Source organism: Methylocaldum sp. RMAD-M (assembly GCF_017832375.1).
Taxonomy (GTDB): domain Bacteria; phylum Pseudomonadota; class Gammaproteobacteria; order Methylococcales; family Methylococcaceae; genus Methylocaldum.
The window spans coordinates 39,382-52,419 of record NZ_JAFIBZ010000002.1 but is presented as its reverse complement, the minus strand read 5'-3'; the positions used below and the strand labels follow the sequence as shown (position 1 = coordinate 52,419).

Below are 13,038 nucleotides of genomic sequence, written 5' to 3'. Positions count from 1 at the left end.
ATGGTGCGTGAATTCTCGTATCGGGGAGAAACCTTCAGGGCCACGGTACACGGACGCCCCGGCATCGAAGAGCTTTTCCTCATCCACATGATCGACGGTGAAGAAGGCCCGGAGATTTCTCTGGACCGGTTCGAAGACCCCAATAATGATCCGGCTCAAAGCCTGGAAAGTAAGCTCGCGGATCTGGCTGACCAGCTCATGCAGGAGCATGGGCTGGCGCCGATGGACCCGGACGCGGGATTCGCCTGGGCGGAGCCCAAGACCGGAGTGAAGGTGCATAGCGGGGTTCAACACCACGCCATGGAAGCCTAGGCCGGTCGACAAATCTGCGCGCAGCGGCACGGATCGCTACCGTGCCGCTGCGCGCAGCAAGTTCAAGCAATCCAGATTGGCGGCCATGTCCAGGGCGGTGAAATCGTCCAGGGTCTTGATGCCGGTATCGGCGCCGGCTGCCAGCAACCGAGCGACGACCGCTGTTTTGCCGGTGGATGCGGCGTACATAAGACAAGTCGCACCGTTCTCGTTCTGATGGTCTACGGCGATGCCCCGCTCGATCAAGCGACCTATGACGCCGAGGTTTTCCCCGTAACAGGCCAGCCAGAGGGCATTGTTGCCGTCGCTGTTGAGGGGTTCCAGCGAGGCGCCGGCTTCGAGCAGCGCCTCCACGATGGCTTCGTCGCCGAGCCGGCAGGCGTGCATCAGGGGCGTCATCCGGTTGTCGCGGGTTGCCTCGATGTCGTCGGGCGGGAAACCCTGTTCGCTCAGCCAGTCGCGAAGGGCAGGGCTCAAGTCCGCGGAACCCGGCGCGGGCACGGTGGCGCGCCAGGCCTCGTAGCCGTCGATCAGATCGTAGATCGTCTTGAAGCCGAAGTCCCGGAACATTTGCGCATAGGTCTGGCTGGCATTGCCGTGATAGCAGTAGATCAGCACCGGCTGCGATTTGGGCGTCCGCATGAGCACCTGCTCCAGATTGGCACCCGACAGATGCCGAGCGGCTCCTATGCATCCCGCCGCGAACGAATCCGCGTCTCGCACATCGAAAATCAACAGCTCCGGCTGTTCCAGCAAAGCTTGGGTTTCGGCGACGTTCAGCCGTCGCCACGCGGTTTCCGCGGTCATAACGTCTCCTCGATATTCAAAGTACTTGCCCGGTTCGTTCATTCCTCGTCCGGAGTCGCCATCCAGCTATAGCCGCCTTGGTCCCAAAGCTGGGCCAGCAGCCGATCGGTGTCGTAGTTCGGGTACTGCGCCTTCACTGTGTCGAATTCCGTGAGAAACGCCGCGACATCGTCCCCCTCGATGTAAGTCGATGCCCGGTCTTCCTTTGAGCGGAGTATGTAGGTGGCGCCGTTTCCGCTGGACAAGAGCGCATACTGTTCGCCTTCCGCCACGACGATTACAGGTTCCTGTGTGTCAGGCATCGCTTGATTCTCCTTCCGCAGTCGTACCATCAGTGATCTTGCTCATGTATCTATCCACCGTAATGCTCAATGAACTGTTCTCGGGATTCGTAAAAAGTTGTACTGTCATGCGCGGATCAGTCCGGATCGCGCCCCGCATAGGGCGGCAGGGTGAGTATCCGCGTGTCGGTCAGCGGGAAACCCACCGTGAAGTGGTACAGGGACTGAAAGGCCCGGCCGGAAAGTCCGAGGAGGTCGTGAAAGACATCGTCGAAATAGCAGCCGATGCCGGTCCCGCGGATGCCGACGGCTTCCGCCTCCAGATAGAGCACCTGGCCCAATAGCCCCGCCTCCCAGAATAATTCCCGATAGCGCCACGGCTGCGCGGCGACGATCGGCTCGAATTCCGTCAGCATCCCCAAGGCGAAAGCGCAGTCAGAGCCGATCGCCTGGTGGCAATGGAGGGCTCTGGACAGCTTGCCGCAGTCGGCCTCCGCGATCCTGAACAAGGGCAGATGTTCCGGGCAACCCGCCGGCTTGGTCCAGGAGAAATCGCTACGGAAGGCGGCTCTCAGTTCGGGTTCGATCGCGGTCCGTCGCGGAAGGGCATAGAGTCCCGGCTCCAGCCCCTCGACGCGATGCACGAAGAACACCGGGTGCACGCGCGGGGTGAGGTTCCACACGTCCCAGGGCGTAATCCGGCGGGGCAGCAGGGCATCCAGCAGATGGTAAAAGCCCGCAGTGCTCAGTACTTCTCGCCGGTCGAAATGTTGCGCGCTGCGCCTTTGCCGGATGAGCGCGGCAGCCGGCTCCGGGCAATCGGTCCGCCTCGGCGGGTAGGTTTCGATCACGCCGGGTTCGGGCGGAGTGGCGAGCGCTCGGGTTGCTTCCGCGACCTCTTCGATTATCGGCCAGCGGTACATGGGATGGGGATCGAGCACGTTGGCTTGACCGCTCCACGCGCTTCCGGGCGGAACCAGTTCCGAGGGATCGAACTTCCCGGAATTCGCGTCCTCGGGATCGGCGATCACTTCCAGCAGAAGCTCCGCTTCCTCCCGCTCGGCTCCGGAAAAGTCCTCGTTCCGATCGAGCCCGAGACCGGCGGCCAATTCGGCAAAGCCGATACCGCTCACCCAACTAAGGCGCCAGCCCAAGGTTGCTGCTGCGTAGCGCAATGCGCCGATGGCATGGCCGGTATCCAGTTGGCAATAGCGGAAGGCCCGTTCGCCGTATTTCCAGGCTTCCCTCCAGTGGATCGAACTCAAGGCGACGAACAGTCGCGGGGCCGTGGGGGGCTCGGCAAACCGGCAGCGCTGCTCCAGTACATGATCGCGGCTGACATAGTGGTACACGCCGTCGGGAACCTCGGGAACCGATAGGCAGACGACATAGCCCTCGGTAGGATGCAGATTGCCGCTGGACGGATTGCAGCGCAGCGCCCAGCGGTCCGGGCCGTACTCTTTCCAGGCCGAGAGTCCCAGGGACAATTCCAGCAAAATACCGACCGTTTCGAGCGAAAGCGCTTGCGGCGTCACGGTTTCGGGTGTAGACAAAGCGCCGAAGGGCGTCGCCAGCCGATCCGCGGCCAAGGGCAGTCGGATCGCGGGGGCGCCCTCGAAACGGCGGAACGGGTCGGGCTGGCTGTCCCAATCGAGCGTTTCCGGCCCCGCGGCATAACGCTCCAGCCGATGCTTGGTCCGCTCGTGATAGGCCAGTACCCGCGCCAGAGCGTCCGATACGGTATTCATGGTTGCGCCCCCGGTAGCTTCATGGCGTCGGCAAAGGATTGCCGACCTACCCGGCGTTCCTCGGTGGTGGGTTGGTAGGTCGGGAATCCTTTCCCGACGCACGCCCTAAAGTCGGCAAAGGATTGCCGACCTACTCGGCGTTCCCCGGTGGCGGATTCGTAGGTCGGGAATCCTTTCCCGACGCAGGCCTTATCAGAATTCATCAGACTGAATGCTTCCCGGCCGGCGTCGGACAGTGTTCGGCGCGCCGGCACTGTTCGAGGTTCGCGGTTTCGCCCGTGCTCGGAGCCAGACCGATCCAGTCGTGGACGCGCTGCGTGTCGAAACCCGCTTCCCGGCGCTCGCCCACTTGCATCAAGGGCCGTCTTATCAGCAGGGGATCTTCGAGCATGAGAGCCAGCGCTTCCTGTTCACCGAACGCTTCCGGCACCACCTCTCCGGATTTCACTCTGGGCGCCGCCCGGTTGAACCATTCGGACACCGGCTTATCGCCAAAGAACGCGCGCAGATCTTCGGCGGTCCAGCGGGTTTCGAGAAGATTGCGAACGATGAGCTCGTGTCCGGCTTCCAATAAGAGGTGCTTCTGCCGGGCGTTGTTGGCGCAGCCGGGTTTTTCGTAAAAAAGAATGGTTGCCATGGATTCGATCCGCTTTGTAGGAGAATTCATAGGATGCGCTGAGGTACGAAGCGCCCTTGGACTAGGCTCAGGACAGGCATCACTCGCGAACGATGCGCTTCACTGCGTTCAGCACATCCTACGCCTCTGCTCGGGCTAGCCGACGAACACGGGCGTAATCCCGTCGGTATCGATCAGCACCTCCTCGCCCTCGATCTTCAGGGGATATTCGGCGAGCGTGCAGGGCTTGCCCTTGACACAGGCCCCGGTAGCGCCTTCGAATGCCCAATCGTGGTGCGCGCAGGTCAGGGTTTTGCCATCGAATCGGGCATCGGCCAGCGGCTCCTTGAAATGCGGACACAGCCCCTGAAACGCACGGGGCTGGTCGCCTTGTGGCCAAACCACCAGCATCAGGGTGCGGTTGACCGCCACCACTTCGTATTTTCCCTCCCGGAGTTCGTTCAAGTCGCAGGCTTTCGTAAACATGTTGAAAATCCTCACACGGTAAATGATTTGGACAGAAATCCGGCGGTACCGGACAGGGTGAGACTGGTGGTATCGAACGGAAAGTCGCGGACGTATTCGCTGTTTTCCGGCGGTTTGTGCTTGAAGATCAGCGCCGCCGCGCAGCGTTCGAGCGTTTCGGCATCCATCGGGGCGAAGTTGAAGCAGAGTTCTTCGCCGGTGTCGATGTGGGATTCCCAATCGGCCTGTTTGACGTGATCCTCAAGGCAGTCGCGAACGTTTTCCGAGGCGCCGATATAGATGAGCTTCTGCGGCGAGCAGGTCTGCTTCTTGCCGCTGTAGATGCAGGTGTAAACGCAATAGACCCCGGATTTAGCGGGTATCCCTCTCTTTTTCTTTTCTCTCCAATAGCCTTCGAACGCGATCGAAAAATTGCCCATGATTTCCGTCCTCTCGAAGTCAAGTGCCGGTTGGCGGAACCCAGCCCGGCGATTGCGCGTGTTCGTCCGCGATTCCGAGCAAGGCGGCGGTCTGCCGCTCGATGTGCCGTACCACCTCGGTGTCCAGGCTTTTCAGCCAGCGCGCGGGGATGGCGGAGACTCCGTAAGCCGCACCCGCCAGCATGCCGGCGAGCGCGCCCGTGGTGTCGGCGTCATCGCCTTGATTGACGACGCCCACGACGCAGCCGGCGAAGGAGTCCGTGCCGAGGAAAAAATGCAGCACGGTTTGTACGGTGTCGACGATGTAGCCGCTGGCGCGTCCGGGATAGGGATCGAAGCAGAATTCCGGATGGGTCTCGACCAGCGCCGCGACGAGCGGACGGCATTCTTCCGGCGAGCCGCCGCAAACCAGGCGCTGCACCATGCGGCCCAGAGTCAGCGTGGCCGCGTCCGAAAGCGGATGGTGGTGGGTGAAATGGCACTGCTCCAGCGTCCACAGGGAGAAGGCGTCCGCATCGCCCAAGGTGGCGAGGGCCACCGGCAGGTTGCGCATGCAGGCGCCGTTGCCGGCGTCGCCGGGGTTCGGAGGTCCGGAAAGGCTTCCGTCCAGCAGATAGCGGCGAATGCCGCGGCGGCAAGTGTTGCCCACGTCCGGCGGTTTTCGCTTGAGCCACGCGGCGAAGGCTTCCGCCACGGCCTTGAGGTCCCAGCCGCCGCTTTCGATGATCGCCCCGCCCAGTGCCAGGGACATTTCGGTATCGTCGGTCACCTGTCCGGCTTTGAGTTTGAGCCAGCCGCCGCCGACGATCTTGTCGTGGACGCCGTATTGATGCCGGATTTCCCGCGGCGTCATGAACTCCACGGTGGCGCCCAGAGCGTCGCCGACGGCGAGTCCCAAATAAGCACCGAGGGCGCGGTCATGGAGTAGTTGCGTGTCCATCAGTAGTAGGAGGCCTTGACCCGATACTCGCCGCCGATGACCAGGTATTCCCATTCGCCTTTGAGCGGATGGCGCGGCAAAAGGTTATTGAAGAAGAAGATTTTCACCACGGGCACCTGTACCTCCAGGATGAAGTCGCCGAACTCGCAGGCGGTCTCCCGGTTTGCCGTGAACGACACCAGGTTGTTGAGCCGCACATTGAGCCAGCGGCCCTCGCGGGGACCGATCTGACGCTGTTCGTCGAAGTGATTCTCGCCCCGGTATAGGGTGACATGGCGTCGACCCCACAAGCCGAAACGGGCGATGGCCCATTGGCAGAATTCATACATCAGGTCGAGCTGGAGATTGATGCTGTTGTTGTGGAAACGGCTCGACATCTTTTCCTCGATATAGGCGATCCAGGCCGGAGAGGTGAAGCGCGTCAAGGGCTCCTTGTGGAAGGTCGGAAACAGGCCGAAGCGGCTTTCCACCCAGCCCTTGAGAACCGCGCCCTGGGGATTGTTGGAATCGAACCCCCAGCCGCTCAAGAGCTTCAGATAGCTGGAACGGAAGCGGCGCGGACCGGTACCGTCCTGCCCGGCCGGCGGTTCGCCGTTGAGGCCGAACAGGACGTACATGTATTCCTGAAAGATCTCCGCCGCCGTTTGAGCGTCCTCGGCTTCCCTGAGCCGATCGAACAATCCGTAATTCGCTTCCCGCACGCCGCTGATATGCAGCGGCAGCGGGTGCTCGTTGAATGCCGTGCTGGCCAAGAGCCCGGTCGGGACGCCTACCAGATTGGTGCTGTGACCGATGCGGGCGATGTCTTGCGCCATGCAAGGGCGAATCCCATTCCGTCTAAACGGGCCGATTCTCGGGGATCTTGATCGGCCCCATGATCTTCAGGCCTTCCTCGAAGGTGATTTCCGGAAACTTCTCGGTGAACTCGACCGCCGCATCGGCGATGATCTGCAGCTTGCCGGCGGTGTCGAGCTTTTTCAGATCGCCGCGATCGATGTTGAACAAGTCGCGGAGTTCGTTGTACACGGTCGCTTCCTCCAGCGGCAGCACCCAGAAGGTGGTCCCGCCGTAAGCGATCTGATAGCGGCTCGAGATATCCAGGTTGCCGGCGAAGAAGAAATATTTTCCGGTGGGCGACAGCTTGTCCCCCATGACCTCGCACAACAGCTTGAGGTGCTCCAGGGACAGCGCCACGCCCGCCAGAAACGGGATGGTCGGCTCGCCGGCCTTGGCGACGATCATGACCTGATCGAAGCGGATCTCAGGGGGCCGCGCCTCATCGCTGAATTGTTGCGCGAACTTCAAGGCGATCTCGCCCCGGAAACCGAAATATCCCGGTTTGGTCTCTCCCTTGAAAACCGGAGAGATGAGACGCTTTTCGGCGTCCAGGCTGGCGAGAGGTGTTTCGGTGATAGTGGTCATAACACTCCTTCAGGGTTGGTTGCGAAGAAAATCTGCGGTTTTGAAAAAAGAAGCGGCGAGTTGGGCTCGCAGATCGGCGTCGGAAACTTGCTCCTCCAGCGCCCGGTTCATGCAAGCCATCCAGGCATCCCGCGCGGCGGTGTCGATGGGGAAGGGCAGATGCTTCTGCCGAAGCCGTGGCGGTCCATGGCGCTCGGCATACAGCGGCGGGCCGCCGAGCCAGCCGGACAGAAACAGGAACAGCTTCTCCTTGGCCGGAGCGAGATCCGGAGGATGCATCGCCCGAATGGCCCGCGCTTCGGGCAGCTCGTCCATCAACTGGTAGAAACGCTCGACCAAGCGGCGTACGGCTTGCTCACCCCCGATCTGGCGGTAGTGAGGATTGTCGACCGACGCCGGAAGCGTGACCGCCGTGGCGAGTGGAAGCGTGGGCGACCGTTTCACACCACTTGAACCGGTATGCTCAGTTTCACCTTCCGTCCCAACTGCGCATCGACCTTTTGCCGGGTCTTTTCGATGGTCAGGGGTTTCGGCAGGATGGAATTCACGCCGTTCTTGAGACATTCCTTGGCCAGGGGATCGGTTGCGGAGTCCGCGACCAGGATGATCTTGAGGTCGGCAATCTTCGACCGGATATCCGCCAGGACTTCGATGCCTTTTTCCTGCACGATGCCTATCCCTAAAAGCAGCACGTCCGGTTTCCAGTCCTTCGCCTTGGCATAGGCGGCGTCCAGGCTGGACAACTCGTGCGTTTCGATTTCGTCGTGAAGCATGAACTGTAGGGCGGCGCTGGTGATTTCGTCGCTGTCGACGACGAACACCCGTCTGTTGTCCACGGCCCTTTCTGTGTCTACACCGATCTGCATGGGCTACTCCTCGAGTGTATTGAAGCGATCGCGCAAGCGGCGGGAAATATTCTCGGACTGCCATAAGGCATAGGAGACGACCCGCGCACGCTCACGAGTGACGCCTAACCTTTAGCAATCTTCGTTCCATTAGCTCGGCGGGAGATGACGGCGGCCGAAGTGCCTGATTTTCCGTTTATCGGGCGATCGACATTGGATTCGGAGCAGTCCGGATCGTTTGTATCGTTCCTTACAAACCGTATGGTTTTGTCCGGTTAGTAACACCTGATCGCTGCTCGAAAAGCTACAAAAACGGCGAGGAATGGGAAACTTTCAGCTGAAGAAACAAGGGCTTAAGTGTCGTATTTTGCGTGTGGCACATTCGTTGCTCGGTAGCTGTCGACCAGTACTCGTCCATTCACCGAAAGAAACGGTGAGCGGCAGAAGAAAAAAAAGAAAAGCTCGCCGTGTTTGAGCCAGACATTTTTTCTTTCGGCGGATTTGCTGGCCACAGAGGTTTTATCGATCAACGTGTTTATTGACTGGAGATTGATCATGTCAGATTTGAGACAAATCGCTTTTTACGGGAAAGGCGGCATCGGCAAATCCACCACTTCCCAAAACACCCTGGCGGCTCTGGCCGAAATGGGTCAGCGCATCCTTATCGTCGGCTGCGATCCGAAAGCCGACTCCACCCGTCTGATCCTTCACGCAAAGGCGCAGGATACCATCCTCAGCCTCGCGGCCGCTGCCGGCAGCGTAGAAGACCTCGAGCTCGAGGACGTAATGAAAGTCGGCTATCGCGACATCCGTTGCGTTGAATCGGGTGGTCCGGAGCCGGGCGTCGGCTGCGCAGGTCGCGGCGTTATCACCTCCATCAACTTCCTGGAGGAAGAAGGCGCCTACGAGGACATCGACTACGTCTCCTATGACGTACTCGGCGACGTCGTGTGCGGCGGTTTCGCGATGCCCATCCGCGAAAACAAGGCGCAGGAAATCTACATCGTCATGTCCGGCGAAATGATGGCCATGTACGCGGCCAACAACATTTCCAAGGGCATTCTGAAATACGCCAACTCGGGCGGCGTGCGTTTGGGCGGCTTGGTCTGCAACGAACGCCAGACCGACAAGGAGCTGGAATTGGCAGAAGCTTTGGCCGGTAAGCTCGGCACCAAGCTGATCCACTTCGTGCCGCGCGACAACATCGTGCAGCACGCGGAACTCCGCCGCATGACCGTCATGGAATATGCTCCGGATTCGAAGCAGGCCAACGAGTACCGTCAGTTGGCTCAGAAGATCCACAACAATTCCGGCAACGGCATCATCCCGACCCCGATCACCATGGACGAGCTCGAGGATCTCTTGATGGCCCACGGCATCATGAAGCAGATCGACGAGTCGCAGGTCGGCAAGACCGCGGCGGAAATCGCGGCGTAAGAAGTTGGTTGGGGAGCGGGACCTCACGGCAAACGATCCGCCCGGCCCGCTCCTCTCCTTCAAGCGTCATCCATCCAACAACTGAATCTGGAGAGCAACATGAGCCTCACAGTTGAGCAAACCAAACAGAGAAACAAGGAACTCATTAGCGAGGTCCTGTCGGTCTACCCGGAGAAGACCGCGAAAAGGCGTGCCAAGCACCTCGGCACATTTGAGGAAGGCAAGCCCGACTGCGGGGTGAAATCCAACGTCAAGTCGATCCCCGGGGTCATGACCATCCGCGGCTGCGCTTACGCCGGCTCCAAGGGTGTGGTCTGGGGTCCCATCAAGGACATGATCCACATCAGCCACGGTCCGGTCGGTTGCGGCCAGTACTCCTGGGCATCGCGCCGCAATTACTACATCGGCACCACCGGCATCGACACCTTCGTCACGATGCAGTTCACCTCCGACTTCCAGGAGAAGGACATCGTCTTCGGCGGCGACAAGAAGCTGGAGAAAATCATCGACGAGATCCAGGATCTGTTCCCGCTGAACCACGGCATCACCGTGCAGTCGGAGTGCCCGATCGGTCTCATCGGCGACGACATCGAAGCGGTCTCCAAGAAAAAATCCAAGGAATACGACGGCAAGACCATAGTGCCGGTGCGCTGCGAAGGTTTCCGCGGCGTTTCGCAGTCCTTGGGCCACCACATCGCAAACGACTCGATCCGCGACTGGGTATTCGACAAGTCGGGCGACAAGCATCCCGAGTTCAAGACCACGCCTTACGACGTATCCATCATCGGCGACTACAACATCGGCGGTGATGCCTGGGCGTCCCGCATCCTGCTCGAGGAAATGGGTCTCCGCGTGATCGCCCAATGGTCCGGCGACGGTTCTTTGGCCGAATTGGAGAACACTCCGAAGGCCAAGCTGAACGTGCTCCACTGCTACCGCTCGATGAACTACATCTCGCGTCACATGGAAGAGAAGTACGGGATTCCGTGGGTGGAATACAACTTCTTCGGCCCGACCAAGATCGAGGAGTCGTTGCGCAATATAGCCAGCCACTTCGACGACAAGATCAAGGAAGGTGCCGAGCGCGTCATCGCGAAGTACCGTCCGCTGATGGATGCGGTGATCGCCAAGTACCGTCCGCGTCTGGAAGGCAAGAAAGTCATGCTGTTCGTCGGCGGCCTGCGCCCGCGTCACGTGATCGGCGCTTACGAGGATCTCGGCATGGAAATCGTCGGTACCGGCTACGAGTTCGGCCACAACGACGACTACCAGCGTACCACTCACTACGTCAAGGACGGCACCCTGATCTACGACGACGTGACTGGCTTTGAGTTCGAGAAGTTCGTCGAAGCGATCCAGCCCGACCTGGTCGGTTCGGGTATCAAGGAAAAGTACGTCTTCCAGAAGATGGGCGTGCCGTTCCGTCAGATGCACTCCTGGGATTATTCGGGTCCTTACCACGGCTATGACGGCTTCGCCATCTTCGCCCGCGACATGGACATGGCCATCAACAATCCGGTCTGGAGTTTGGCCAAGACACCCTGGAAACGGAACGGGGCCCACGCCTAGTCCGGTGAGGGAGAGTAGGGTGCGCCGCGCGCACCATCCAGACCGACCCGGTGCGCACGTCGCACCCTACAACCGCTACTTTGGAGTTACATCATGAGCCAGAATGCAGAGAAGGTGCTCGATCACTTCAACCTGTTCCGCCAACCGGAATATGTGGAATTGTTCGAGAACAAAAAGAAAGAATTCGAATTCGCCGAATCGGACGATAAAGTCGAGGAGGTGAGGGAATGGGCCAAGACCTGGGAATACCGGGAGAAGAACTTTGCCCGCGAAGCCCTGACGGTCAATCCGGCCAAGGCCTGCCAACCGTTGGGTGCGGTGTTCGCCGCCGTGGGATTCGAGGGGACCATTCCCTTCGTGCACGGTTCGCAAGGTTGCGTCGCCTACTACCGCAGCCACTTCAGCCGCCATTTCAAGGAACCGTCGTCGTGCGTGTCTTCGTCCATGACCGAAGATGCCGCAGTATTCGGGGGCTTGAGCAACATGGTCGACGGCTTGGCCAACACGTACAACATGTACCAGCCGAAGATGATCTCGGTATCGACCACCTGCATGGCTGAAGTGATCGGCGACGACCTCAACGCCTTCATAAAGACCGCCAAGGAAAAGGGCAGCCTGCCGGCGGAATTCGATGTGCCTTTCGCCCATACCCCGGCCTTCGTCGGCAGCCATATCACCGGCTACGACAACGTGCTCAAGGGTATTTTGTGGCACTTCTGGGACGGCAAGGCGGGTACCACGGCTCCCTTGACGCGCGTGCCCAACGAGAAGATCAACTTCATCGGCGGTTTCGACGGCTACACGGTCGGCAATCTGCGTGAAGTCAAACGCATATTCGAAGTGATGGGCGTCGAATACACCATTCTCGCGGATAACAGCGACGTTTGGGATACGCCCACCGACGGCACCTTCCGCATGTACGACGGCGGCACCACTCTGGAAGAAACCGCTAACGCTCTGCACGCCAAGGCAACCATCTCCATGCAGGAATTCAGCACGGAAAAGACCCTGCCGTTCATCGCGGAGCACGGCCAGGAAACGGTCGCGTTCAATCATCCCATCGGCGTAAAGGCGACCGACGCATTCCTGATGGAGATCTCGCGCATCACCGGCAAGCCGATTCCGGAAGCCCTGGAGAAGGAACGCGGACGCCTGGTGGATGCGATCGCCGATTCGACCGCGCACATTCACGGTCAGAAGTTCGCCATCTACGGCGACCCCGACCTCTGCCTGGGGTTGGCCGCCTTCTTGCTCGAACTGGGGGCCGAACCGACCCACGTGCTGGCCACCAACGGCGGTAAAGCCTGGGAAAAGAAGGTGCAGGAGCTGTTCGATTCCTCGCCCTTCGGCAAGAACTGCCACGTGTACGCCGGCAAGGATCTGTGGCACATGCGCTCGCTGCTGTTCACCGAGCCGGTCGACTTCCTGATCGGCAACACCTATGGCAAGTACCTGGAGCGCGACACCGGAACCCCGCTGATCCGCATCGGCTTCCCGGTATTCGATCGGCATCACCATCACCGCTATCCGGTATGGGGCTACCAAGGCGCGATGAACGTTCTCGTCTGGATTCTGGACAAGATCTTCGACGAGATGGACAAGAACACCATCGTGCCGGCCAAAACCGACTACAGCTACGACATCATTCGGTAGGGCTGGAAGCTATCAGGTCGGACACATCCAGAGTCGTAGGGCGGGTTAGCGGAGCGTAACCCGCCTATCGCGGAATCGGCGGGTTACGCCGGATTACCGGCTAACCCGCCCTACGGCACTTTTTAACCAAGCAGAGGATTATTAATGGCTAATGTGACTTTCAGTTCGCCCGCGATGCGCAAGGACGTCACGGTGTATGCCACCGCCGGCGACTGCCATACGCTGCTCGCGGTGGCGCAGAAGAACAAGATTCCCATCCATTTCGAGTGCGAAAACGGGGAATGCGGTTCCTGCGCCGTGGAAGTTACGGTTCTTTCCGACAAGCTGCCCATGGGCATGCACTTGACCGAAAAGGAAAAGACCGTGCTCCGGCTGGCCGGAAAAATCACCCGAGAGCAGATCGAGCAGGCGGAACTGACGGACGAACCGCCGCCCTGGCGGCTGGCCTGCCAGTACATCGTCCGTGACGAGGACATCGTAGTGCGATTCTAAAGGGCCGATAG

At 60.1% G+C, this 13,038-nt stretch carries 17 protein-coding genes; 5 read left to right on the top strand and 12 right to left on the bottom strand.

Annotated features, from left to right (window positions below; all coding sequences use genetic code 11):
• The gene (locus tag JOD69_RS02320; protein WP_077729052.1) at positions 1-312 is read left to right on the top strand and encodes a hypothetical protein; all 312 of its coding nucleotides are present in this window, start codon (positions 1-3) and stop codon (positions 310-312) included.
• 36 nt (positions 313-348) lie between these two features.
• Here the strand turns inward: JOD69_RS02320 and JOD69_RS02315 are convergent, their stop codons facing one another.
• The 12 genes from JOD69_RS02315 to JOD69_RS02260 all read right to left on the bottom strand — a co-directional run bounded on the left by JOD69_RS02315 (position 349) and on the right by JOD69_RS02260 (position 8,433).
• Entirely contained in the window at positions 349-1,119 is a 771-nt protein-coding gene (locus JOD69_RS02315) for an ankyrin repeat domain-containing protein (protein ID WP_086135504.1), read from the bottom strand.
• A 38-nt stretch (positions 1,120-1,157) separates the two neighbouring features.
• Positions 1,158-1,421 carry a hypothetical protein gene (locus tag JOD69_RS02310; RefSeq protein WP_077729053.1) on the bottom strand — a complete coding sequence of 88 codons (264 nt, stop codon included), beginning with the start codon at positions 1,419-1,421 and terminating at the stop codon, positions 1,158-1,160.
• 116 nt (positions 1,422-1,537) lie between these two features.
• Positions 1,538-3,148 (bottom strand): SagB/ThcOx family dehydrogenase, encoded by a 1,611-nt coding sequence (locus tag JOD69_RS02305; RefSeq protein ID WP_086135373.1) that lies wholly within the window; start codon positions 3,146-3,148, stop codon positions 1,538-1,540.
• Between the two features lie 202 nt (positions 3,149-3,350).
• Positions 3,351-3,785 carry an ArsC/Spx/MgsR family protein gene (locus tag JOD69_RS02300; RefSeq protein ID WP_086135375.1) on the bottom strand — a complete coding sequence of 145 codons (435 nt, stop codon included), beginning with the start codon at positions 3,783-3,785 and terminating at the stop codon, positions 3,351-3,353.
• A gap of 135 nt (positions 3,786-3,920) precedes the next feature.
• Positions 3,921-4,250, bottom strand: a complete 330-nt coding sequence (locus JOD69_RS02295) for a Rieske 2Fe-2S domain-containing protein (RefSeq protein ID WP_077729056.1) — start codon at positions 4,248-4,250, stop codon at positions 3,921-3,923.
• A gap of 11 nt (positions 4,251-4,261) precedes the next feature.
• Entirely contained in the window at positions 4,262-4,669 is a 408-nt protein-coding gene (locus tag JOD69_RS02290; RefSeq protein WP_077729057.1) for a GIY-YIG nuclease family protein, read from the bottom strand.
• A gap of 19 nt (positions 4,670-4,688) precedes the next feature.
• The gene (gene draG, locus JOD69_RS02285; protein WP_077729058.1) at positions 4,689-5,609 is read right to left on the bottom strand and encodes an ADP-ribosyl-[dinitrogen reductase] hydrolase; all 921 of its coding nucleotides are present in this window, start codon (positions 5,607-5,609) and stop codon (positions 4,689-4,691) included.
• Positions 5,609-6,424 carry an NAD(+)--dinitrogen-reductase ADP-D-ribosyltransferase gene (locus tag JOD69_RS02280; protein WP_077729059.1) on the bottom strand — a complete coding sequence of 272 codons (816 nt, stop codon included), beginning with the start codon at positions 6,422-6,424 and terminating at the stop codon, positions 5,609-5,611. The genes draG and JOD69_RS02280 overlap by 1 nt, the downstream gene beginning before the upstream one ends.
• Before the next feature lie 22 nt (positions 6,425-6,446).
• Positions 6,447-7,031: a hypothetical protein gene (locus tag JOD69_RS02275; RefSeq protein WP_086135376.1), complete on the bottom strand. Its 585-nt coding sequence runs from the start codon at positions 7,029-7,031 to the stop codon at positions 6,447-6,449.
• A 9-nt stretch (positions 7,032-7,040) separates the two neighbouring features.
• Complete coding sequence (locus tag JOD69_RS02270) at positions 7,041-7,475, bottom strand: group II truncated hemoglobin (RefSeq protein WP_077729061.1); 435 nt, start codon at positions 7,473-7,475, stop codon at positions 7,041-7,043.
• Positions 7,472-7,897 carry a response regulator gene (locus tag JOD69_RS02265; RefSeq protein WP_077729062.1) on the bottom strand — a complete coding sequence of 142 codons (426 nt, stop codon included), beginning with the start codon at positions 7,895-7,897 and terminating at the stop codon, positions 7,472-7,474. Before JOD69_RS02265 ends, JOD69_RS02270 begins: the two co-directional genes overlap by 4 nt.
• Positions 7,898-8,229: 332 nt before the next feature.
• Positions 8,230-8,433, bottom strand: coding sequence for a hypothetical protein (locus tag JOD69_RS02260; RefSeq protein WP_086135377.1), 204 nt, complete (start codon positions 8,431-8,433; stop codon positions 8,230-8,232).
• Here JOD69_RS02260 and nifH point away from each other — a divergent pair.
• From nifH to JOD69_RS02240, 4 genes are all read left to right on the top strand, one after another.
• Positions 8,432-9,313 carry a nitrogenase iron protein gene (gene nifH, locus JOD69_RS02255; RefSeq protein ID WP_077729123.1) on the top strand — a complete coding sequence of 294 codons (882 nt, stop codon included), beginning with the start codon at positions 8,432-8,434 and terminating at the stop codon, positions 9,311-9,313. The two genes, JOD69_RS02260 and nifH, sit on opposite strands and share 2 nt — an antisense overlap.
• Positions 9,314-9,412: 99 nt before the next feature.
• Positions 9,413-10,882, top strand: coding sequence for a nitrogenase molybdenum-iron protein alpha chain (gene nifD / locus JOD69_RS02250; RefSeq protein WP_077729063.1), 1,470 nt, complete (start codon positions 9,413-9,415; stop codon positions 10,880-10,882).
• A gap of 93 nt (positions 10,883-10,975) precedes the next feature.
• Complete coding sequence (gene nifK / locus JOD69_RS02245) at positions 10,976-12,535, top strand: nitrogenase molybdenum-iron protein subunit beta (protein ID WP_086135378.1); 1,560 nt, start codon at positions 10,976-10,978, stop codon at positions 12,533-12,535.
• A 144-nt stretch (positions 12,536-12,679) separates the two neighbouring features.
• Entirely contained in the window at positions 12,680-13,027 is a 348-nt protein-coding gene (locus JOD69_RS02240) for a 2Fe-2S iron-sulfur cluster-binding protein (protein WP_077729065.1), read from the top strand.
• The last annotated feature ends 11 nt before the right edge of the window (positions 13,028-13,038 follow it).

Bases quoted from the DNA above. Each gene is read 5' to 3' on its own strand.
- JOD69_RS02320 (WP_077729052.1), top strand. From the start codon at position 1: ATGGTGCGTGAATTCTCGTATCGGGGAGAAACCTTCAGGGCCACGGTA.
- JOD69_RS02315 (WP_086135504.1), bottom strand. From the start codon at position 1,119: ATGACCGCGGAAACCGCGTGGCGACGGCTGAACGTCGCCGAAACCCAA.
- JOD69_RS02310 (WP_077729053.1), bottom strand. From the start codon at position 1,421: ATGCCTGACACACAGGAACCTGTAATCGTCGTGGCGGAAGGCGAACAG.
- JOD69_RS02305 (WP_086135373.1), bottom strand. From the start codon at position 3,148: ATGAATACCGTATCGGACGCTCTGGCGCGGGTACTGGCCTATCACGAG.
- JOD69_RS02300 (WP_086135375.1), bottom strand. From the start codon at position 3,785: ATGGCAACCATTCTTTTTTACGAAAAACCCGGCTGCGCCAACAACGCC.
- JOD69_RS02295 (WP_077729056.1), bottom strand. From the start codon at position 4,250: ATGTTTACGAAAGCCTGCGACTTGAACGAACTCCGGGAGGGAAAATAC.
- JOD69_RS02290 (WP_077729057.1), bottom strand. From the start codon at position 4,669: ATGGGCAATTTTTCGATCGCGTTCGAAGGCTATTGGAGAGAAAAGAAA.
- draG (WP_077729058.1), bottom strand. From the start codon at position 5,609: ATGGACACGCAACTACTCCATGACCGCGCCCTCGGTGCTTATTTGGGA.
- JOD69_RS02280 (WP_077729059.1), bottom strand. From the start codon at position 6,424: ATGGCGCAAGACATCGCCCGCATCGGTCACAGCACCAATCTGGTAGGC.
- JOD69_RS02275 (WP_086135376.1), bottom strand. From the start codon at position 7,031: ATGACCACTATCACCGAAACACCTCTCGCCAGCCTGGACGCCGAAAAG.
- JOD69_RS02265 (WP_077729062.1), bottom strand. From the start codon at position 7,897: ATGCAGATCGGTGTAGACACAGAAAGGGCCGTGGACAACAGACGGGTG.
- nifH (WP_077729123.1), top strand. From the start codon at position 8,432: ATGTCAGATTTGAGACAAATCGCTTTTTACGGGAAAGGCGGCATCGGC.
- JOD69_RS02260 (WP_086135377.1), bottom strand. From the start codon at position 8,433: ATGATCAATCTCCAGTCAATAAACACGTTGATCGATAAAACCTCTGTG.
- nifD (WP_077729063.1), top strand. From the start codon at position 9,413: ATGAGCCTCACAGTTGAGCAAACCAAACAGAGAAACAAGGAACTCATT.
- nifK (WP_086135378.1), top strand. From the start codon at position 10,976: ATGAGCCAGAATGCAGAGAAGGTGCTCGATCACTTCAACCTGTTCCGC.
- JOD69_RS02240 (WP_077729065.1), top strand. From the start codon at position 12,680: ATGGCTAATGTGACTTTCAGTTCGCCCGCGATGCGCAAGGACGTCACG.